This is a genomic window from Bradyrhizobium sp. USDA 3256 (assembly GCF_054058275.1).
In genome coordinates this window covers 5,627,682-5,648,087 of record NZ_JBSSAE010000002.1, presented here as the reverse complement: position 1 = coordinate 5,648,087, position 20,406 = coordinate 5,627,682, and the positions used below count along the sequence as shown (strand labels likewise).

The window sequence follows — 20,406 nt, the reverse complement described above, 5'->3', positions numbered from 1 at the left end:
CCTCGCCGGGTCAGCGCGACGGCTTGGCTTTCTGCCGCGCCGGCCTTGGGCTCTCCGACTTCGTCATCGTGACCGCCGGCTGCACCCGCAGGCCGTCCACGAATACGTCCAACAGCCTGAGCGCGGTGGTCTGCCAGCCGGGCTGGTCGTGCATGTAGCACATGCCGATCAGCGCCCGCAGCACGTCCTCGGCGCTGATATCGTTGCGGATCGCGCCGGCCGCGACTGCGCGCGCGAGCAACGTGCCGATCGCCCTGGTCAGACGGTCGAACGAATAGGCGTGCAATTCGGTCGAGCCGTGGGCGACCAGCGCCAGTGCTGCGACCATGCCCTTCTTGGTGGCGACGAATTCCACATTGGCGCGCAGCCAGCGGCGCAGCGCCTCGACCGGCTCGGGGGCGCATTGCAGTTGCTCGGCCAGATCGCCGAGCTGCTCGACCTCACGGCGATAGACCGCCTCGTAGAGCGCCTCGCGGGTCGGGAAGTGGCGATACAGCGTGCCGATGCCGACGCCGGCATGGCGCGCCACCGCCTCGAGACTCGCCTCGCTGCCGCCGGCCGAGAACACGGCCTTGGCCGATTCCAGCACGCGCTCGCGATTGCGGACGGCGTCGGCGCGGGGCTTGCGTGCAATTTCTGGTGATCGACCGGCCATCGCTTTTTCTTTTCACCCTCCCTTGTAAACGGAGGATGCCTCCGTATATGGCGACCAGCACCGGACCTGACAAGGCGCGCCGATCCTGCATCGGTGGCCACGGGCTTCCGTTGCCTCGATTCAACCCGACCATACACGGATCGGAGCCCTGCATGAATCTCCCACTCAGCCTCACCATCAACGGTGTCCGCCGGGAAATTGCCCTCGACGACCCCCGCGTTACCCTGCTCGACCTGTTGCGCGAGCGCCTCGATCTCACCGGCACCAAGAAGGGATGCGACCGCGGCCAGTGCGGCGCATGCACCGTCCTGGTCGACGGCCGCCGCATCAATTCCTGCCTCGCGCTTGCCGTCAGCCATGACGGCGCCGAGATCACAACCATCGAAGGCGTCGCGCGCGGCGACCAGTTGCATCCGGTACAGGCCGCCTTCATCGCCCATGACGGGTTCCAGTGCGGCTTCTGCACGCCGGGCCAGATCATGAGCGGCATCGGCCTGATCCAGGAGGGCCAGGCCGGCGAAGATCCGGAGCGCGTGCGCGAATGCATGAGCGGCAATCTGTGCCGCTGCGGGGCCTATCAAGGAATCACCGAGGCCGTGCTCGAGGCGCAGGCCAGCATCACCGCGACCAAGCAGAGGCGCTCCGCATGATGAACTTCGATTATGTCAGGCCGGCCAGCGTCGTGGACGCGATCGCGGCGGCATCCGAAAAGGGCGCAAGCTATCTCGCCTCCGGCACCAATCTGCTCGACCTGATGAAGGGCGGCGTCAGCCGGCCGAGCCTTCTCGTTGACGTCACGCGTCTGCCGGGGCTCGACCGCATCGAGCATCTGGCCGACGGCGGCCTGCGGATCGGCGCGCTGGTGCGCAATGCCGATCTCGCGCATGACGCGGAGTTCGCGCGCAACTATCCGGCGGTCGCCGAGGCGTTGCTGTCGGGCGCATCCGCCCAGCTGCGCAATGCCGCGACCGTCGGCGGCAATCTGATGCAGCGAACGCGCTGTGCGTATTTCTACGACGCCGGCAGCGCCTGCAACCGGCGCTGGCCGGGCGCCGGCTGCGACGCGCTCAAGGGCGAGAACCGCCTGCACGCGGTGCTTGGCTGGAGCGAGGGCTGCATTGCCACCCATCCGTCGGATTTCTGCGTGCCGCTGGTCGCGTTCGACGCCGTCGTCGAGATCGAGGGCAAGACCGGCCGGCGCGAGCTGCCGCTGGAGGCGCTGCACCGTCTGCCGGGCGAGACGCCGGAGCGCGAGACCGCGCTGGAGCGCGGCGACCTGATCGTCGCGCTGCGGCTGCCGGCCGAAGCGCAAGGCTTCTCCGGGCATGCCCGCTACATCAAGGTACGCGAGCGCACGTCCTATGCGTTCGCCGTGGTCTCGGCCGCTGCGGCCTTGCGCATCGAGGATGGCAAAATCCGCGAGGGGCGTCTCGCGCTCGGCGGCGTCGCGGCAAAGCCGTGGCGGTCGCGCGAGGCCGAGCAGGTGCTCGCGGGCGCCGCGGCGGATGCGGCGACCTACCGCGAGGCGGCGCGCGCCGCGCTCGTGGTCGCAAAACCGTCCGGCGACAACGCCTTCAAGATCGAGCTCGCGCAGCGCATCGTCGTGCGCGCGCTCAGCCTTGCTGCCGCAGGCACGCCGGATCGCATTCCCGCGCTGCCGGGCTCTCCCTTCTCATCCGTTGCAGGAGTGTAACGCATGACGGCTGAACTCAATCTGACCCGCGATCCCGCCCATCTCAGGCACGGCTCGAATATCGGCCAGCCGCTGACCCGCACCGACGGCACGCTGAAGGTGACCGGCAAGGCCCGCTATGCCGCCGACAATCATCCGCCCGGCATGGTCTATGCGGTGATCGCGACCAGCTGCATCGCGCGCGGCCGCGTCACCGCACTCGACGTCGCTGCCGCCAAGCGCCACCCCGGCGTCATCGACGTGATGACGCCGGCGCACAAGCCGGAACTCGCGGAGGATCCGGACGCCAAGGGCAATCCGTTCGCCTTCCGCATGGAGCTGTTGCAGAGCGATGAGGTGCGCTACGCCAACCAGGCGATCGCGGTCGTGATCGCGGAAACGCTGGAGGCCGCCACCGAAGGCGCCGCGCTGCTGTCGCCGCGCTATCAGGTCGAGATCGCGCGTGTCGGCCTCGACGCCGGGGAGGCCTATGCGCCGCCGGTGGTCGGCATCGGCAATCCTGCCGAAGTCCGCCACGGCGATATCGATGCGGGCCTTGCCGCTGCGTCGAAGCGGATCGACGCAACTTACGAGACGCCGGCGCAGTATCACAACGCGATGGAGCCGCACGCGATCGTCGCGGTGTGGGACGGCGACCGTTTGTTCCTCGACACGCCGAGCCAGGGCATGGCGATGGCGCAGATGCGGATCGGCGGCCTGTTCGGCATTCCGCCCGGCAACATCCACATCAACAGCCCGTTCCTCGGCGGCGGCTTCGGCTCCAAGGGCCTGGTCTCCGGGCCGCAGGTGCTCGGCGCCATGGCGGCGAAGCTGGTCGGGCGTCCGGTCAAGCTGGTGCTGCGGCGGAGCCAGATGTACGGCCCGGTCGGCCATCGTCCGCAGACCCGCCAGCGCATCCGGATCGGCACCGGTGACGACGGCCTGCTGACCGCGCTCGATCACGAGGCGCGCGTCACGACGTCGAGCTTCGACGATTTCTACGAGCCGGCGGCGGACGCCTCGCACACGCTCTATGCGAGCCCGGCAATCCGCACTGCGCATGAGGCGGTGCGCGTCGACACCGGCACGCCGCTGTTCATGCGCGCGCCGGGCGAGGCCACCGGATCGATCTCGCTGGAAAGCGCGATCGACGAGGCGGCGTTCGCCTGCGGCATCGATCCCTTGGAATTCCGGCTGAAGAACTACGCCGAGGTCGAGCCGACCACCGGCAAGCCGTTTTCCTCCAAGGCGCTGCGGCAGTGCTACGCCAAGGCCGCCGAACGTTTCGGCTGGGCGGGACGTCCGCTACAGCCAAGGCAGATGCGCGACGAGAACGGCTTTCTGGTCGGATGGGGCATGGGCACCGCGACATTCCCGGCGCTGATGTTCCAGGGCAATGCGCGCGCCGTGATCCGCGCCGACGGACGCGGCGTGATGGAAAGCGGCGCGCACGACATGGGGCAGGGCGCCTGGACTGCGCTCACGCAAATCTCGGCCGACGCGCTCGCGCTCGATCTCGAGCAGATCTCGTTCCTGTCCGGCACGTCGGACCTGCCGGATGCCGGCATCGCCGGCGGCTCCGCGCACACTGCGACGGTCGGTGCCGCGATCCACAATGCCGGCGCGGCGGTGATCGCAAAACTCGCCGAGCTTGCGACCTCCGACCAGCGCTCGCCGCTGTTCGGCGCCGGCAATGCCGGCGTGGCGGCGCGGGCCGGGCGGCTCTATCGCCGCGACGATGACGCGCGCAGCGAAAGCTATGCCGAGATCCTGGCGCGCGCCGGCGTTGCCGAGATCGAGGCCGCCGGCACAGGTGCGGCCGATCCGGCGGCGCAATCGCAATATGCGATGCACGCGCATGGTGCTGTCTTTGCCGAGGTGAAGGTCGATCCGGAGCTCGGCCAGATCCGCGCCACGCGGCTGGTCGGCGCGTTCGCCGCAGGGCGCATCATCAATCCGTTGATGGTGCAGAGCCAGCTCCGCGGCGGCATGATCTGGGGCCTTTCCTTCGCCCTGCACGAGGAGGCGGTGATGGACAAGAGGTCCGGCCGCATCCTGAATGCGAACCTCGCCGAGTATCATGTGCCCGTGAATGCCGACGTGCCGCCGATGGAGGTGATCACGGTCGACGAGCACGATCCCCATGTGAACCCGCTCGGCATCAAGGGCGTCGGCGAGATCGGCATCACCGGCAGCGCTGGCGCCGTCGCCAACGCCGTCTTCCACGCCACCGGCATCCGCGTGCGGAATTTCCCGATCAAGATCGAGGAAGTGGTGATGGGGTTGAAGTGATGCGGCTTGACGTGAGGGCTCCGTAATAACAGGTGTCGTCCCGGCTTTCGCCGGGACGACGAGTGGAGAGAGTAGGGCCGTCACCCCGCCGCCGTCACGCAGTTCACCCAGAGCACCACGGCCTTGGCATCGCGCGCTGGATTGGAGAAGCGGTGCGGACGCCGGCTGGCGAAGCGGAAGCTGTCGCCTTCTTTCAGCGTCCAGGTCTCCGTGTCCACCGTCAGCGTCATCTCGCCCTGGAGCACCAGACCGGCCTCTTCGCCGTCATGGGTATAGAACTCGTCGCCGGTGTTGCCGCCGGGCTCGAGATGCACCAGGAACAGATTGAGCCGGCTCTCGCTGCCGGCCGGGCTCAGCAGCTGCTTTGAAATTCCGGTGCGCCACAGCTTCAGCTCGGCGCGCTGCACCTCGCGGGTGACGACGCCGCCGGCGCCGTCATCCTTGGGCGTCGCGCCGAACAGCGCGGCGATGCCGACGCCGAGCACGTCGGCCAATGTCGCCAGCACGCGCAGCGAGGGCGACGACAGGCCGCGCTCGATCTGGCTGATGAAGCCGATCGACAAGTCGGTGCGCGCGGCAACCACCTCCAGCGACATCTCCTTGCTGCGGCGCAGGTCGCGGATGCGGCGTCCGACCGCGAGATCCATCGCGGGCTCGGCCGGCTTGCTGGCCGGCTTTCTGGCGGCGCGGCGTGCCGTTGCGGGCTTCGCTGCCGCGCCTTTACGCATTCTCTTGCCGCCGCTCACGTCAATCCGCTTCCTTCATGTGCATGAAAACCGCTTGCATTGGCCGCGGTTTCGTGACCACAATTTCATATTGGTGAAAATAGGCCGGAACGGCGTCGACCGCAACCAAAAGCGCGAAACGCGCGGGCGATGCGGCGCCAAGGCCAGCTTCGGGAGGTGTTGCGATGTCGTTTCAGCGTCTCGTCCAGGCCGCGGTGGCGGCGCTTGCCCTTGCCTTGACCTCGCCGTCAGTGGCGCAGCAGGTGCTCAAGGTCGGCTCAACCCCGACCGGCATTCCCTTCACCTTCCTCGACACCAAGACCAACTCGATCCAGGGCATCATGGTCGATCTCGCCACCGAGATCGGCAAGGACGCCGGCTTTACCGTGCAGATCGAGCCGATGCAGTTCTCGGCGCTGATCCCCTCGCTGACATCCAACAAGATCGATATCATCGCCGCCGCGATGTTCGCCACCGCCGCACGCAAGGAGGTGATCGACTTCTCCGAGCCGGTTTACACCTATGGCGAGGGCCTCGTGGTGCCGAAGGCCGACACCAAGGCCTATGCCTCGCAGGAGGATCTGAAGGGCGCCGTGGTCGGCGCCCAGGTCGGTACTGCCTTTGTCGACGCGCTGAAGAAGACCGGGCTGTTCAGCGAGGTCAAGGTCTACGATACCATTCCCGACATCCTGCGCGACGTGAATGCGGGCCGCCTCAAGGCCGGCTTCGCCGACCATCCGATCCTCGCCTACAATCTGCAGCAGGGCAATTTCGCCGACGTCCGTCTGGTCGACGGCTACAAGCCGGTCACCGTCGGCACCGTCGCGATCGGCGTCCGCAAGAGCGACACGGAGCTGCTCGCGAAGATCAACACCTCGCTGGCGAAGCTGAAGGCGAACGGGGCGATCGCAAAGATCCTAGAAAAGTGGGGCCAGAAGGCCAACGCGTCCTGATGCGCCTGTGTTGCTTTCACTCCGCCCGGGCTGCGCGAGAGTGACCCGTGACCCTGAGGAGCGCACAGCGCGTCTCGAAGGGTCGACGGCCACTAGCCGGGCCGATTCATCCTTCGAGGCTCGCCCAGCGGCGCAAGCGCGCCGCAAGGCTCGCGGGTGACGGAATAGACACGATTGGCCGATGCAAAAATTCTTCCATGACGCCGTCGAGTTCGTGCCGATCCTGCTGCAGGGTGTCTGGCTGACCATCGTCGTCACCGTCGGCTCACTGTTGCTGTCGACGGTGCTCGGGCTGGTGTGGGCCTTGATGCGGGTGTCCGGCGTCGGCTTCCTGGTCGGCCTCAGCGCCTCGTTGATCAATGTGATCCGCGGCATCCCGATCATCGTGCTGCTGTTCTACATCTACTTCGTGATGCCCGATTTCGGCATCGCGCTGTCGGCGCTGCAGGCCGCGATCATCGGGCTCGGCATTGCTTATTCGGCCTATCAGGCGGAAAATTTCCGCGCCGGCATCGAGGCGATCGACAAGGGGCAGATCGAGGCGGCGCAAACCATCGGGATGGGCTGGTGGCTCACCATGCGCCGCGTGGTGCTGCCGCAGGCGGTCAGGATCATCCTGCCGCCCTACGGCAACATCATGATCATGATGCTGAAGGATTCCTCGCAGGCGTCCACCATCACGGTCGCCGAGCTCGCGCTGCAGGGCAAGCTGATCGCCTCTTCGACCTTCAAGAACACCAGCGTGTTCACGCTGGTGGCGCTGATGTACCTCACCATGAGCATCCCGCTCATCCTGCTGGTTCGGCACTTCGAGAACAAGGCGAACCGCAAATGATCGAGCTCCGCGACGTCCACAAGAGTTTTGGCAAGGTCGAGGTGCTGAAGGGCATCACCGCCTCCGTCGCCAGGAGCGAGGTGGTCTGCATCGTCGGTCCGTCCGGCTCCGGCAAGTCGACCATCCTGCGCTGCATCAACGGGCTCGAGAGCTACGATCGCGGCGAGATCAGCGTCGAGGGTGCGCGCGTCGACAGCAATGACCGCTCGATCGTGGCGATCCGCACCCAGGTCTCGATGGTGTTCCAGCGCTTCAACCTGTTTCCGCACCGCACCGCGCTCGAGAACGTTATCGAGGGGCCGCTCTATGTGAAGAAGGAGCCGCGCGAGCAGGCGATCGCCCGTGGTCGCACGCTGCTCGCGCAGGTCGGGCTCGCCGACAAGGCCGAGGTGCATCCGCCAAAACTCTCCGGCGGCCAGCAGCAGCGCGTCGCGATCGCGCGGGCGCTGGCGATGCAGCCGAAGGCGATCCTGTTCGACGAGCCGACCTCCGCGCTCGATCCGGAACTGGTCGGCGAGGTGCTGTCGGTGATGCGCAAGCTCGCCGACGACGGCATGACCATGGTCGTCGTCACCCATGAAATGGGCTTTGCCCGCGACGTGGCCGATCGCGTGCTGTTCATCGACGGCGGCGTCATCGTCGAGCAGGGCGCCGCCAAATCCGTCCTCAACCAACCCCAGCACCCGCGCACCCAGGATTTCCTGCGCCGCGTGCTGCATCCGCTGTGATCGGGTCGCCTGCAATGAACGCGCCTATTCGCCTGCCGCTGCCACCGAGCCTCTACGCCGACACCGCGGTGCAGGCGACGCCGACGCCTCTGCTGACGTCGGACAGGAGCGTACCGGTCGCGATCATCGGCGGCGGCTTCACCGGCCTGTCGACGGCGCTGCACCTCGCCGAGCAGGGCGTGCTTGCGACCGTGCTCGAAGCGCAGGAGCCGGGCTGGGGCGCGTCCGGCAACAATGGCGGGCAGACCAATCCCGGACTGAAGAACGACCCCGACCAGATCGAGCGGGATTTCGGCGCCGATCTCGGCCGCCGCATGATCGAGTTCTCCTACGGCACCACCAACTTCACGCATGATTTGATCCGCCGCTACCAGATCCCCTGCGAGGCCAGGCAGAACGGCACGCTGCGCGCGGCGTACAACGAAGCCAGCGCAGCGGCGATCGAGACCACCGCAAAGCAGTGCATCCGGCGCGGCATGCCGGTGAAGCTGCTCGACGCCGCCGAGATGCGGCAGATGACCGGCAGCGACCGTTACCTCTGCGCCATGCTGGATGCGCGCGGCGGCGACCTGCATCCGCTGAGCTATGCGCGGGGTCTTGCGCGCGCTGCGATCGGGGCCGGCGTTGCCGTCCATGGCGAGACCCCGGCGCTGTCGCTCCGCCGCGACGGCGGCCGCTGGCGGATCGAGACGCCGCGCGCGGTCGTGCTCGCCGACAAGGTGCTGCTCGCGACCAACGGCTTTACCGATGATCTCTGGCCGGCGCTCCGCCGCAGCATCGTGCCGGTGTTCTCATCGATCGCGGCGACCGCGCCGCTGTCCGAGACGATCGCGCGCGCGATCATGCCGACCCGGCCGGTGCTCTACGAAAGCGGCCACATCACGGTCTATTACCGCATCGACCAGCACAATCGGCTCTTGATGGGCGGCCGCGGCCCGATGCGCTGGATCAGCAAGCCGACCGACGTCGCCTATCTGATCAGCTACGCCGAGCGGCTGTGGCCGCAGCTCAAGGGCGTCAGCTGGACCCACGGCTGGAACAGCCGTCTCGCCATCACCGCCGATCACTACCCGCATGTCCATGAGCCCGCGGAGAATTTGCTGATCTCGCTCGGCTGCAACGGCCGCGGCGTCGCGCTTTCGACCGCGATGGGCGCAGAGCTGGCGCGCCGGCTGATCGGCGGCCCCAAGGCCGAGATCGACATGCCCGTGACCGGCATCAAGCCGATCCCGATGCACGCCTTCTGGCGGGTCGGCGTCACCGCGGCCGTGCTGACCGGCCGGGTGCGGGACCGCCTCGGTGTGTGAGGCATTTAACACAATTACAGAATGTGCTGGGCTAATCTCGTGCGTCGGATATATTCGCAGTCTTTACTGGAAGGCTGTTCATGCAATGCGAGCGATGCGGTCACGCAAACCGGGCTGGCAACGATTATTGTGAAGATTGCGGTGCGCCATTAGGCCTCAAATGTGACTCCTGTCAGCATGTGAACGGGCCCTCCAGCCGCTTCTGCGGCCGCTGCGGGACCGTGCTCGCCGCGGGCAGCGTCCGTCCCGACGCGCCCTCGCAGCGCCTGCTGCGTTCGCTCAGCACCAAGGGCGGCGAACGCAAGAACCTCACTCTGCTGTTTGCCGATATCCGCAACTCGACCAATCTGATCGACAGCCTCGGCGATCCCGAACTCGGCATGCGGCGCCTCGAGCCGGTGCTCGACCTGATGAAGGAAGCCGTCCACCGCTACGACGGCATCGTCAACAAGATCCAGGGCGACGGCGTCATGGCGCTGTTCGGCGCGCCGCCGCGCCCGCATGAAGATCATGCGGTCCGCGGCTGTCTCGCCGCGCTCGCCATGCAGGATTCGGTGGCCAGGCTCGCCGATCCCGGCATGCAGATCCGGGTCGGGCTGCACACCGGCGAAGTCGTGGTGCAGACGGTGGAAAACACCATCTACCAGACCTACGACGCCGCCGGCGCCAACGTCCATATCGCCAACCGGATGGAGCAGATGGCCGATGAGGGCGCGATCCTCATCACGCGCGACACCTATGTCGGCGCCAGGCAATTCGTCGAGGTGACGCCGCTCGGCATGCAGACCATTCGCGGCATCTCCATGCCGGTGGAGGTCTTTCGGCTGACCGGGCTGCTCAGCGCGCCCGCGAGCGACGTTTTCCGCAGCGGCCGCCGCCTGACCTCGATGGTCAACCGGACCGAGCAGATGGCGGCGTTGGAGCATGAGCTGTCGCGTGCAGTTGGCGGCGACGGCCGGGTCGTCGGCATGGTCGGCGATGCCGGCATCGGCAAGAGCCGGCTTTGCTTCGAGTTCGCCGAAAATTGCCGCCGCAAGGGCATTCGCGTCTACGAGGCCCGCGTGCTGGCGCATGGCCGCGCAACACCGTTCCAGCCCGTGCTCGAGCTGTTGCGCGACATCTTCGGCATCCGCGCCAAGGAGCCGATCGAGACATCCCGGCGTCGCGTCATCGACCGTTTCGCCGAGATGGCCTCATCGGAGCAGGAACTGCTGGTGCTGCTCGAATTCCTCGGGCTCGCCGATCCGGCGTATCCGGCCCCGAAGCTCGATCCGCGTGCGCTGCGGCTGCAACTGCTCGAGCTGGTTCGAACGCTGGTGCGCGCGCGCCCCGGCGACGCGCCGGCGGTCGTCATGATCGAGGACCTGCACTGGATCGACGCCGCGAGCGAAGAGTTCGTCGAGACGCTGGTCGATGCCATCGTCGGCACCGCGACGTTGCTGGTGGTCAATTTCAGGCCGGGCTTCACGGCACCTTTCATGCAGCGGTCTCACTACCGTCAGATCGCAATTCCGCCGCTGCCGTGGTCCGATTCGAACGAGCTGCTCCGCGAGCATTTCGGCAGGCATCCCTCGCTGGCCTCGCTGAGCAGCAATGTCATCGAACGCGCGCAGGGCAATCCGTTCTTCATCGAGGAGCTCGCCAACACCGTCGTGGAGCGCGGCAATGTCGAGGGCGAACGCGGCAACTACCGGCTCAAGCATGGCGTCGATGCGGTGCCGCTGCCCGCAACGGTGCAGGCCGTCGTGGCCGCCCGCATCGATCACCTCGAGGATATCGCCAAGCAGGTGCTCGAGACGGCGGCGGTGATCGGCCGGCTGGTCGCGATGTCGGTGCTGCGCCCGGTCGCGGCGCTGCCGAACGACGATTTGCAGAACGCCATCGCGCAGCTGCGTCAGGCCGAGCTGTTGTACGACCTGCCGCCCTACGACAAGGGATTGCTGGCGTTTCGCCATCCATTGATCCAGGAGGTCGCCTATGCAACTCAGTTGCGGTCGCGGCTGACCACGCTGCATGCGACCGTCGCCAAGGCGATCGAGGGCTTCGACTGGGGCAAGCTCGACGAGTTTGCCGGGCTGCTCGCCTATCACTACGAGGCCGCGGGCCAGCCGCTGGAGGCGGTCACCCATTTGCAGCGGGCGGCGCGCTGGATCGGCAAGACCAACTCCGCCGAGGCAATGAAAAGCTGGAAAAAGGTTCGCGCCCTGCTGCAGGACCAGCCCCCGTCCGAATATGTCGACCGGCTGCGGGCGATGTCGAGCGGCCAGATCCTCAACTTCGGCTGGCGTGAGGGGATGTCCGCCGAAGAGGTCAAGCCCTACGCCGAAGAGGCGATCAAATACGCACGCGCGGCGGACCCGGTGCACGAGCCGATCCTGCTCGGCGCCTACGGCAGGATCCTGGCCGCGACCGCGGCGGCCGACGACTATGTCAATCTCGTGCAGGACGCCTTGAAGCTCACCTCCGGCACCGGGGACGTCGGACGGTTTGCGACGGTCAACGCCATGCTGAGCCAGGCGTTCTTCCTGTCGGGCCGTCTTGCCGAGGCGCTCGACGCCGGGCAGGTGGCGGTTGCCGCGATTGCCGAGCAGGGCGGCTTTCACAACAACGTCACACTGGGTCTCAACCCGAACCAGATTCTCGGTTTCGACGTCGAGCACTGGATCAGGTGTCTCGGCACCAGAATTCTGGTGCGGCTCGGCCGGTTCGACGAAGCCGAACGGCGGATCGCCGAGGTGCTGCGGGCCGAGCCGGAGCGCTTCGCCGCCGTCGTGCAGTTCATTCCGCATTTTGCAATGGTGGAGATGGGCTGGAGCCGCGGCCGACCGGAGCTCGCCAAGCCGCATGCGGCGAGGATCGCCGAACTGGCCGAGCAGTCCGGCACGCCCTATCTGCGGGTCGCGGCGCTCGCCAGCGCCGGCCTCTCCAGCGGCGCCGCGGGGGACTTCAAGGTTGCCGCCGCCCAGCTTCAGGAAGCGATCGACTTTGCGCGCTCTGCGCGAGCCGGCCTCGAATTCGAGGCGCGCATGCTGGCCGATCTGGCCGAAGCGCTCTATCGCGCCGCCGACCACCATGCGGCCCTGCAAGCGGTCGACGAGGCGCTGACGGTCGCGCGGCGAAGGACCGATCGCATCGCCGAGCTGCACGCGACCGTGCTGCGCGGCCTGATCGTTTGCGCCTTGGGCAGCACGTCACATGAGGAGCTTGACGAGATTGTCGGCGGCGCTCAGAATCTGCTCGATGTCTCGGGGGCAGTCTATTTCACACCACAACTCGATCAGCTTCGATTGCATCTTGAGCGACGCCGCTAGACGCGACGATTTTTTCATTTCTGGAAACAAGGTATTGAGGGGATTTCAATGGGACGGATGATTCAAGACGATACGACGCGCGATGTCCTGGATCTGCTGAACAAGCGGTTTGGTCCCGGCGGGATCATGGAGATGGTCGAGCTGCAAAAGGAGTTCGACATCTTCTCTCCCAATCATCCGCTCGAGCAGTCGTTCAGGCTGATCGGGATCGAGCCCGCCGACCGGGTCGAGCGGAAGCGCTGGTATACCTTCCTCGGCACGCTGAAGGACTATCCGTCCGATCAGCCCAATGTGAGCGGATACAAACGGGTGGTCCAGGCGTTCCGGCAGGCGCTCACGCAGAGTCCGTATCTGCCGGTGCTCGTTAGCGTTCACGCCATGAAGGAAAATCCGAAGGTGACGTTTGCAGCCGATGGCCACACGCCGCTGATCTACTCGACCCAGTCGTATCGGGTTCTGTCGATCCCGACCAAGCCAAGCCAGGTCGCCCGCAAGGAGCTTGCGGCGATGGCGAAGCAGCGGCGGGCCAAAGCCAAGAAATGAGCAAGACGTGAGCATCGCAGCGGAGACCGCAGGTTTCGGCGCCGACGACGACCGGGCGCGGTTCTCCGATCTCTATGCCGATGTCGAATCCTACTACAGCGCGCGGGTCGCCAAATACGGCGCCACCCCGCGCGGAGTGGACTGGTCCTGCCAGGCCACCCAGGACCTGCGCTTCGTCCAGTTGCTGAAGCTCTGCGACTTCTCCGCACCGTTCAGCCTGAACGACATCGGCTGCGGATACGGCGCGCTGTGCGCCTATCTCGCAAGGCGCCATCCGCAAGCGGAGATCGACTATCTCGGGATCGACCTGTCGCTCGCCATGATCAGCCGCGCGCGCCGCCGTTTCTCGGCGCCGGGGCGCCGCTTCAAGGTCGGCAAAGGCGGCCTGCGTCGCGCGACCTATTCGGTCGCGAGCGGCATCATGAATGTCGATGTCGGCGGCTGCCGCCGATCCTGGGAGGCATTTGTCGCCGGGATGCTGGCCGACCTGCGCCGCGCCAGCCTGCGCGGCTTCAGCGTCAACTTCGTCACCGGCGGAACGGAAGGCACGGCGGCCGACGATGCATCGCCGGTGCAGCTCTATTGCACCAGCCCCGAGCCGTGGATCGATTATTGCGAACGCGAGCTTGGCTGCACCGTCGAGACCGTCGACGGCTACGGAATGAACGAAGTCACCCTGCTGGCGCGATGTAGGGATTGCTGATCGATCGGACCTGCGTCAGCCCAGGCAGATGAGAGCAGGTCGAGAGGCGTGACGCGATCGAAGCCTGCCGCACGGCTATCGCTTGTCCAGAATCCGCAACTCGGCCGTGGCGCTGGCGACCGTCACGTCGTTGGCGTCGATCAGATCGGCTTCGACGATCATGTCGCGGTCGGTCTGCGAGATGACCTTCGCCTTGGCCGTGATCGGGCCGATGCGCGCCGGTTTGAGAAACCGCGTGGTGAGGGTCCTGGTCACGACGGTTCGCGTTGCGGGCAGCGCTGCGAGCGCGCCGAGGCCCGTGGCTGAATCCAGCATCGCGGCAAGGAAACCGCCCTGGATCGTTCCGTGGCGATTGGTGAACAAGGGTTGCGCCTCGAAGCGGACTGTGGCGATTTCACCGTCGAAGCCCAGCCACTCGCGTCCAAGAAGTTGCGCGCCGGGCGGCACGTCTGCGCTTGCTTCACTCAAGCCGGTCACCGCAATTGTTGTCGGTCCAAATGTATCAGCCCGTTCGGGTCATGCAATGTCCGCGGGCGCGGGTCGCGAAAAGCGCCAAATCCCTGAGTTGCCCGACCTTTTGCACGGGGCCCATGGGTGCGATCGGCACCCGGCTTTTCCTGCGCCCTCTGCAAGCAAGAGGGCGGAAGGAAGAGCAAAGCTCGGGCAGATCATGGCGCGGGAATGCGGGCGTATGACTCACAGGTCGCGCAACACCTTCACTGTCGTCCCGGCGAAGGCCGGGACCCATAACCACCGATGCTCGTTGTTTCGCGATGCTGGAACGACCAGCGCGATCCACAATTCCCGCTGCGGCGTATGGGTCCCGGCCTGCGCCGGGACGACGGTGGAGAAGGAGTCGTGCGTATAACTCACCCCTCCGCGACTGCGTCGCCCCAGGGCTGGAACGGCTCGGTGACGCCGCTGTTGGTGGTGCCGTCGCGCAGCACGACGCTCGGGCAGGCGAACTTCATCGGCAGGGTCTGGATGCGGGCCTCCTCGAAGTCGAAGCGGCCGCGCAGCGCCTCGCGCACGCTGGCGGGCAGGCGCTTGTCGCCGATCACCACGGCGCCCTCGCTGGCGTCGATCCGCGGCTGGTGGATCGCGGCGTCGAGATCCATGCCGAAATCCATCACGAACGAGAGCAGTTGCGACACCGCCGGCAGGATGCGGCGGCCGCCCGATGCGCCCGCGGCGAGCGTGCGGCCGTCGGCGGCCTGCGCCACGACAGGCGTGTAGTTGGTCAGGCAGCGCTTGCCGGGCGCGAGCGAGTTCGGTGCGCCTTGCGCCGGATCGAACCACATGATGCCGTTGTTCATGGTCAGCCCGGTGTTCGGCGTCACGAATTTGGAGCCGAAGGTCGACAGCAGGGTCTGCGTCACCGCGGCCATGTTGCCGTCGCGGTCGACCGCGGAGAAATGCGTGGTGCAGCTTGGCGCGATCGCTTCGGCGCCGAGCGCGCGCCGGCCGTCGACGTCGCCCATGTCCTTCAGCCGTTCGCGATAGGCGGCTTGCAGCGCCTCCGCATAGGCAGCGTAGGCCGCCGCATCCGGACCGCCCTGCGCGGGCGCCAGCGCCTTTTGCAAAAGGCCGAGCGTGCGCGCCATGGTCGGACCCGCAGTCAACTCCGGCGTCGCATAGACCGTGCCGCCGCGATAGGGAATTTTCAGCGGCTCGCGCAGATGGGCGCGGAAGGCGGCGAGGTCGCGCACCGACAGCGCGCCGCCGGCGGCCTGGATGTCGTCGGCTATGCTGCGCGCCAGATCGCCCTCGTAGAAATCGCGCGGACCGGCCGCGGCGAGCTGCGCCATCGTGGCTTTCAGCCTGTCCTGCGGCATGCGGACCACCGACCTGATGCCCCATTGCGCGTTCGGCGGCAGGCCGTCCTGCAGATACGCCGCGGCGCTGGCGGGATAGCGCCGCAGATCGGCCGCGGAGCTTGCGATCATCGCGGTGGTCCACCAATCGACCAGAAGGCCGTCGCCGGCGAGCTTGACGCTCGGCGCCAGCAGGTCCTTCCACGGCATTTTGGCGTGACGGCGATGCGCTTCCTCCATGCCGGCAACGACGCCGGGCACCGCGATCGAGCCGGGGCCGTGCAGGTTGCGGTCGTCCTTGACCCGCGCCCAAGGGAACAGGTCGGAGGCCGCGCCGCCGGTCAGCGGATAATCCTCGATGCGCAGGCCGTCGGGCGCGCGCATGCCGTAGTCGATCACCTCGACGCGGTTCTCCTTGGCGCGATACAGCACCATCGCGCCGCCGCCGCCGGCGCCGCTCATCCACGGCTCCACGACGCCAAGCGCGAAGGTGGTTGCGATCACGGCGTCGACGCAATCGCCACCCGCCGCCAATACCTCCGCGCCGACCTCGGCCGCCTTGCGCGACTGCGCGGCGACGATGCCGCCCTTGGCGCTGACGGCCGGCTTGCGGATCACTTGCGAGTTGGAGAACTGGTCGGACATGGCGTTGCTTTCGCTGTTCTTGTTGCGGGTGGGGCACGTTGGCGTAGCATGCCAAGCATGGCACTGTCAGTGCAACAACAAGAACCAATTTCAGGGAGCGGAAAAATGACTGGTGTGAAGCGTGAACGGGACGGCAAGGTCGGCATCCTGACGCTCAACGATCCCGCGAGCCTGAACGCCATGACGCCGGAACTGCTCGGCGATCTCGCGCGCGCCGTCGGCGAGATGAGCCTCGACCCGGACATCCGCGCGCTGGTCCTGACCGGGGAGGGACGCGCCTTCTGCTCCGGGCAGAACCTCAAGGCGTTCCAGTCGCTCGGCGACAACATCTACACCGGCGTGATGAGGCATTATTGGCCGGCGATGCAGGCGTTGCGCGAATGCCGCGTGCCGGTCGTGGTCGCGGTCAACGGAGTCGCGGCCGGCGGCGGCTTCAGCCTCGCGATGTCCGGCGACATCATCCTGGCGGCGCGCTCGGCGAGCTTCATCCAGGTGTTCAGCCGGATCGGCCTGGTGCCGGATCTCGGCTCGACCTGGCTGTTGCCGCGCCTGATCGGCCGCCAGCGCGCGCTCGACCTGATGCTGCTGAACGAGCCGCTGCCGGCCGAACGGGCCAAGGAGTGGGGGTTGGTGCGCGACGTGGTCGACGATGCCAAACTGCTCGACGAGGCGAAGGCGCTCGCCGGCCGTCTCGCGGACGGACCGACGCGCGCGCTGGTCGCGACGCGGCAGCTGCTCGAGGAGAGCGAGCACGCCAGCTACGCCGATCAGTTCCGCCGCGAGATCGAGCTGCAGCAGGTGATCCGCGAAAGCGCCGACGCGAGGGAAGGCCGCCAGGCCTTCGTCGAGAAACGCAAGGCCCAGTTCACGGGAAGGTAATCCTTGATCGCAGGCACGCTAGCCGATCGCAATCGCGATCTTGCCGAAATGCGCGCCGCTCGCCATGTGGGCGAACGCGGCCTTGACCTGGTCGAAGGCGAACACCTTGTCGATCACGGGCTTGACGCCGTGCAGGCTGATGCCGTCGCACAGCGCCTGCAGGTCCTCGATCGAGCCGACGGTGACGCCTTGCAGCCGCTGCTGCTGCATCACCATCAGCGGCAGCCGCGTGTCGGACGCGGCGGGACCTGCGAGCACGCCGATGAAGGCGATGGTACCGCCGATCCTGGTGGCGCGGATCGATTCGTTCAGCGTGCCGACGCCGCCGACCTCGACGACGAGATCGACGCCGCGCCCGGTCAGCTCGCGCGCCTTCTTGCCCCAATCGGGCGTGGACTTGTAGTTGAGCGTGACATCGGCGCCAAGTTGTTTCAGCCGCGCGATCTTGGCGTCGCTGGAGGATGTCGCGATGACGCGGGCGCCGCACATCTTGGCGAATTGCAACGCGAACAGCGAGACGCCGCCGGTGCCCTGGGTCAGCACCGTCTGCCCCGGCTTGAGGTCGCCGAGCTTGACCACCGCACTCCACGCCGTGAGGCCGGCGCATGGCAGTGCCGCGGCCTCGATGTCGTTCAGATGATCCGGCGTGCGCACCAGCGCATGCGCGGGGAAGACCCGGTACTCGGTCAGTACACCGTCGACGCTGCCGCCGAGCGCCGCGCGCATCCGCGCCTCGCTCGGCTCGCCGGCGAGCCAGCTTTCGAAGAAGCTGCCGATCACGCGATCGCCGGGTGCGAAGCTCCTGACGCCGACGCCGACCGCCTCGACCGTGCCGGCGCCGTCGGAGACCGGCACCAGCGGAAATTTCTGGCGCGAGCCGTAACCGCCCTTGACCGTGAGCAGGTCGCGATAGTTCAGCGTCGCCGCCTTCAGCCGCACCAGGACCTCGCCCGGGCCGGCTTGCGGAACCGGCTTGTCGACCAGCGCCAGCGCGTCGACGCCGCCGGGGCCTTGCAACTCATAGCATTTCACGGAACGTCTCCTGCTCGGTGCTCTTGTGTTGGGCAGCGCTCGCGGCGCCGCCGCGCATGTGCCGAGCATATGTCAGGCCCGCCGCGCGTGGCCAGAGCGCGCAGTGAAGCCGATGGAATGGCGCCCATGTCCGAACGCGTTGGCGGTGCCCGAAAATACCGCCAATCTGTGCCGTCAATGAAGGGACCGAGCGGAGGTGACGATGGCTGCCTTGCTTGAGACCAACGGCGATCTGATCGCAACGCTCGCACGCGGCGCGGTCCGCGTGCTGCTTGCCGCTGCATGGATCGCTTGCGGTGGTGCGATGGCCGCGGCAGACGACAGTCTCTACCGCGCCCAGACCGTCGTCACCGGCCAGGGCGAGCCGAACCGCATCATTGGCTTCGGGGCATGTCTGGAGGACGTCCTGATCAAGATTTCCGGTCAGCCAATGCTGGCAGGCGACCGCCGGCTTGCCGCCTACAAATCGAAGGCCAAGGCGTTCGTCAGCAGTTTCGACTATCACGATCAATATGCCGGCAAGCCGCATCATGACGAGCAGGGCACCCGCGACCGGCCGTACGACCTGACGGTGGATTTCGACGAGAAGAAGATCGACGGCATTCTCGCCAGGCTCGGTCTCAAGCCGTGGCGATCGCAGCGGCCGGTGCTCGGCGTCTTCGCCGAGATGCAGCACGGTCCAAAGGACTACATCGTCACATCCGACGGGACGCAGTCCGACCTGCAGCGCGACGCGCTTGCGGCTGCCGCCGGCAAGCGCGGCATGCGCTTCGTGCTGCCTGATACAACCGCGTTGACGAGCGCCAACCTCACCGCCGCCGAACTGTTGAAGACGCCGTCGGCGAAGCTGAGTGCGATCGTCGCGCCGCATGGCGGCGAGGCCACCCTGCTCGGTCGGCTGGTCTGGGACGACAAGAATCTCGGCTGGGCCACGCAATGGCGGATGGCCTGGCACGGCAAGGATTACAAATGGCAGTTTCGCGGCGTCACCTTCGATGAAGCCTTCCGCCGCGGCATCGGCGGCGCCGCGCAGGTGCTGTCGGGCAATGGCGATCCGGGGCGACCGAAATGAGCTTGCGCGCGTAGCGGCTGGTTTTGCGCTATGGCGGGATGAAGTGAGGTTGAATCGGTTTGGCCTCGGGTTCGGCTCACCTCTCCCCAGCGGGGAGAGGTCGATTTGCGGAGCAAATCGGGTGAGGGGCCGCAGCTCTCACGAGGGACCGTAGCCCCTCACCCGGCGCTGCGCGCCGACCTCTCCCAAGGGAGAGGTGAACCTCCGACGCCGCTCCAATTCAACTTGATCTCATCATGCTCTACCCGGCGTAGCCAAGCGTTTGCGACGGATATTCCCCGAACATCGCGCGGTAATATTGCGAGAAGCGCCCGAGCTCGATGAAGCCCTGTTCGATCGCAACCTTGGAGACGGTGGTCTGGTCCGGGGTGCTTTCGCGCAGGATCGAACGGATCATGCAGAGCCGCTTGTAGCGCAGGAACGTCACCGGGCCGACCCCGAACACCTCGTGGAAGGCGCGGTGCAGGCTGCGTCGCGACAGCCGAAGCTCGGTGCAGATTTCCGAGACGTGGACCGGGCGCGTGCCCGCGGTGTGCAGATAGTCCTCGACGTGGCGCACCAAGCGCATCGCCGACGGCAGATAGCTCGTTCCGTCGGGGGGCAGCGATGTCACGACCGTCGCGGTCACGCAGTCGACGATCGCGCGCTTCCAGAAGCCGGCCGACGCGTCCGTCAAGGCGTCCGGATAGCGCGCGAGATGCGCGACGATCCGCGGCAGTTTGTCCGCCGCGCCCATGCCGATCGTGGGGTCGGCGCGAAAGTGGTTCTTCGCCTGCCAGGTTTCGGCGTCGGCGAGCCGCGGCTCGCCGCCGAATATATCGGGCAGGTCGGCGAGGTCGAAGCGGATGGCGGCGTAGGACGAGGCGCTGTGAAAGACCCCGTCATGCTCGACCGACGGAGGAATCACCAGCACATCGGCCGGCTGCATGTCGAATGCCCAATGCGTGACGCGGTCGGTCGCGCGCAGCAGCATCCCGATGATCAGCTTGGGGTCGGTCGAGATGCGCTGGGTACGGACCCCGACATTGAATGCGCCGATGCTGAGCGAAAAATCACCGATCCCGACGTGAGACAATGTGCCGCGCAGCTTGCCGCGCTCAAGCTGCATGACTTCGACATGCGAGCCTTTGACGGCATCGTGGAGACCCTCGAAGCCGTCAAGCTCGCCGGTGCTAACCGTCAGGTGTTGGCCCATATCCACGTTCACAACTGCAGCGCGATTAATCTACTAAAACCAAAT

18 protein-coding genes are annotated in these 20,406 nt (G+C 66.8%); 12 read left to right on the top strand and 6 right to left on the bottom strand.

Annotation, left to right across the window (positions count from 1 at the left end):
- Positions 1-10: 10 nt before the first annotated feature.
- Positions 11-655 carry a TetR/AcrR family transcriptional regulator gene (locus ACVWY5_RS28605; RefSeq protein WP_028335719.1) on the bottom strand — a complete coding sequence of 215 codons (645 nt, stop codon included), beginning with the start codon at positions 653-655 and terminating at the stop codon, positions 11-13.
- 152 nt (positions 656-807) lie between these two features.
- Here ACVWY5_RS28605 and ACVWY5_RS28600 point away from each other — a divergent pair, with 152 nt between their 5' ends.
- Genes ACVWY5_RS28600 through ACVWY5_RS28590 form a run of 3 tightly spaced genes read left to right on the top strand, consistent with a single transcriptional unit; the run spans position 808 to position 4,619 of the window.
- Entirely contained in the window at positions 808-1,305 is a 498-nt protein-coding gene (locus tag ACVWY5_RS28600) for a (2Fe-2S)-binding protein (protein WP_028335718.1), read from the top strand.
- Positions 1,302-2,348: an FAD binding domain-containing protein gene (locus tag ACVWY5_RS28595; protein WP_028335717.1), complete on the top strand. Its 1,047-nt coding sequence runs from the start codon at positions 1,302-1,304 to the stop codon at positions 2,346-2,348. Before ACVWY5_RS28600 ends, ACVWY5_RS28595 begins: the two co-directional genes overlap by 4 nt.
- 3 nt (positions 2,349-2,351) lie before the next feature.
- Complete coding sequence (locus ACVWY5_RS28590) at positions 2,352-4,619, top strand: xanthine dehydrogenase family protein molybdopterin-binding subunit (RefSeq protein ID WP_028335716.1); 2,268 nt, start codon at positions 2,352-2,354, stop codon at positions 4,617-4,619.
- An 80-nt stretch (positions 4,620-4,699) separates the two neighbouring features.
- Here the strand turns inward: ACVWY5_RS28590 and ACVWY5_RS28585 are convergent, their stop codons facing one another.
- Positions 4,700-5,347, bottom strand: a complete 648-nt coding sequence (locus tag ACVWY5_RS28585) for a cupin domain-containing protein (RefSeq protein ID WP_038377710.1) — start codon at positions 5,345-5,347, stop codon at positions 4,700-4,702.
- Between the two features lie 182 nt (positions 5,348-5,529).
- Here ACVWY5_RS28585 and ACVWY5_RS28580 point away from each other — a divergent pair, with 182 nt between their 5' ends.
- The 7 genes from ACVWY5_RS28580 to ACVWY5_RS28550 all read left to right on the top strand — a co-directional run bounded on the left by ACVWY5_RS28580 (position 5,530) and on the right by ACVWY5_RS28550 (position 13,724).
- Positions 5,530-6,297 (top strand): ABC transporter substrate-binding protein, encoded by a 768-nt coding sequence (locus ACVWY5_RS28580; RefSeq protein ID WP_028335714.1) that lies wholly within the window; start codon positions 5,530-5,532, stop codon positions 6,295-6,297.
- A gap of 181 nt (positions 6,298-6,478) precedes the next feature.
- A complete protein-coding gene (locus ACVWY5_RS28575; protein ID WP_028335713.1) occupies positions 6,479-7,132 on the top strand; it encodes an amino acid ABC transporter permease in 654 nt (217 codons plus the stop codon).
- Complete coding sequence (locus ACVWY5_RS28570) at positions 7,129-7,860, top strand: amino acid ABC transporter ATP-binding protein (protein WP_028335712.1); 732 nt, start codon at positions 7,129-7,131, stop codon at positions 7,858-7,860. The genes ACVWY5_RS28575 and ACVWY5_RS28570 overlap by 4 nt, the downstream gene beginning before the upstream one ends.
- A 14-nt stretch (positions 7,861-7,874) precedes the next feature.
- Entirely contained in the window at positions 7,875-9,167 is a 1,293-nt protein-coding gene (locus ACVWY5_RS28565; protein WP_028335711.1) for an NAD(P)/FAD-dependent oxidoreductase, read from the top strand.
- A gap of 80 nt (positions 9,168-9,247) precedes the next feature.
- The gene (locus tag ACVWY5_RS28560) at positions 9,248-12,478 is read left to right on the top strand and encodes an AAA family ATPase (RefSeq protein ID WP_028335710.1); all 3,231 of its coding nucleotides are present in this window, start codon (positions 9,248-9,250) and stop codon (positions 12,476-12,478) included.
- Between the two features lie 48 nt (positions 12,479-12,526).
- Positions 12,527-13,021 carry a hypothetical protein gene (locus tag ACVWY5_RS28555; protein ID WP_028335709.1) on the top strand — a complete coding sequence of 165 codons (495 nt, stop codon included), beginning with the start codon at positions 12,527-12,529 and terminating at the stop codon, positions 13,019-13,021.
- Positions 13,022-13,028: 7 nt separating this feature from the next.
- Complete coding sequence (locus tag ACVWY5_RS28550; protein WP_028335708.1) at positions 13,029-13,724, top strand: class I SAM-dependent methyltransferase; 696 nt, start codon at positions 13,029-13,031, stop codon at positions 13,722-13,724.
- A 75-nt stretch (positions 13,725-13,799) separates the two neighbouring features.
- On the opposite strand, the gene ACVWY5_RS28545 is transcribed toward ACVWY5_RS28550, so the two are convergent.
- Together ACVWY5_RS28545 and ACVWY5_RS28540 are read right to left on the bottom strand one after the other, a co-directional pair.
- Positions 13,800-14,171, bottom strand: coding sequence for a PaaI family thioesterase (locus ACVWY5_RS28545; protein ID WP_038377698.1), 372 nt, complete (start codon positions 14,169-14,171; stop codon positions 13,800-13,802).
- Positions 14,172-14,593: 422 nt separating this feature from the next.
- A complete protein-coding gene (locus ACVWY5_RS28540) occupies positions 14,594-16,183 on the bottom strand; it encodes a gamma-glutamyltransferase (RefSeq protein WP_028335706.1) in 1,590 nt (529 codons plus the stop codon).
- Positions 16,184-16,288: 105 nt separating this feature from the next.
- Here ACVWY5_RS28540 and ACVWY5_RS28535 point away from each other — a divergent pair, with 105 nt between their 5' ends.
- Positions 16,289-17,062, top strand: coding sequence for an enoyl-CoA hydratase-related protein (locus tag ACVWY5_RS28535; RefSeq protein WP_028335705.1), 774 nt, complete (start codon positions 16,289-16,291; stop codon positions 17,060-17,062).
- Between the two features lie 18 nt (positions 17,063-17,080).
- Here ACVWY5_RS28535 and ACVWY5_RS28530 read toward each other — a convergent pair whose 3' ends face one another.
- On the bottom strand, positions 17,081-18,094 hold the full coding sequence (locus ACVWY5_RS28530) for a zinc-dependent alcohol dehydrogenase family protein (RefSeq protein ID WP_028335704.1): 1,014 nt from the start codon (positions 18,092-18,094) through the stop codon (positions 17,081-17,083).
- Positions 18,095-18,296: 202 nt separating this feature from the next.
- On the opposite strand from ACVWY5_RS28530, the gene ACVWY5_RS28525 reads away from it, so the two are divergent.
- Positions 18,297-19,166, top strand: a complete 870-nt coding sequence (locus ACVWY5_RS28525) for a DUF2066 domain-containing protein (protein ID WP_028335703.1) — start codon at positions 18,297-18,299, stop codon at positions 19,164-19,166.
- A gap of 241 nt (positions 19,167-19,407) precedes the next feature.
- Here ACVWY5_RS28525 and ACVWY5_RS28520 read toward each other — a convergent pair whose 3' ends face one another.
- Positions 19,408-20,361: a helix-turn-helix domain-containing protein gene (locus tag ACVWY5_RS28520; RefSeq protein WP_028335702.1), complete on the bottom strand. Its 954-nt coding sequence runs from the start codon at positions 20,359-20,361 to the stop codon at positions 19,408-19,410.
- Positions 20,362-20,406 lie beyond the last annotated feature (45 nt).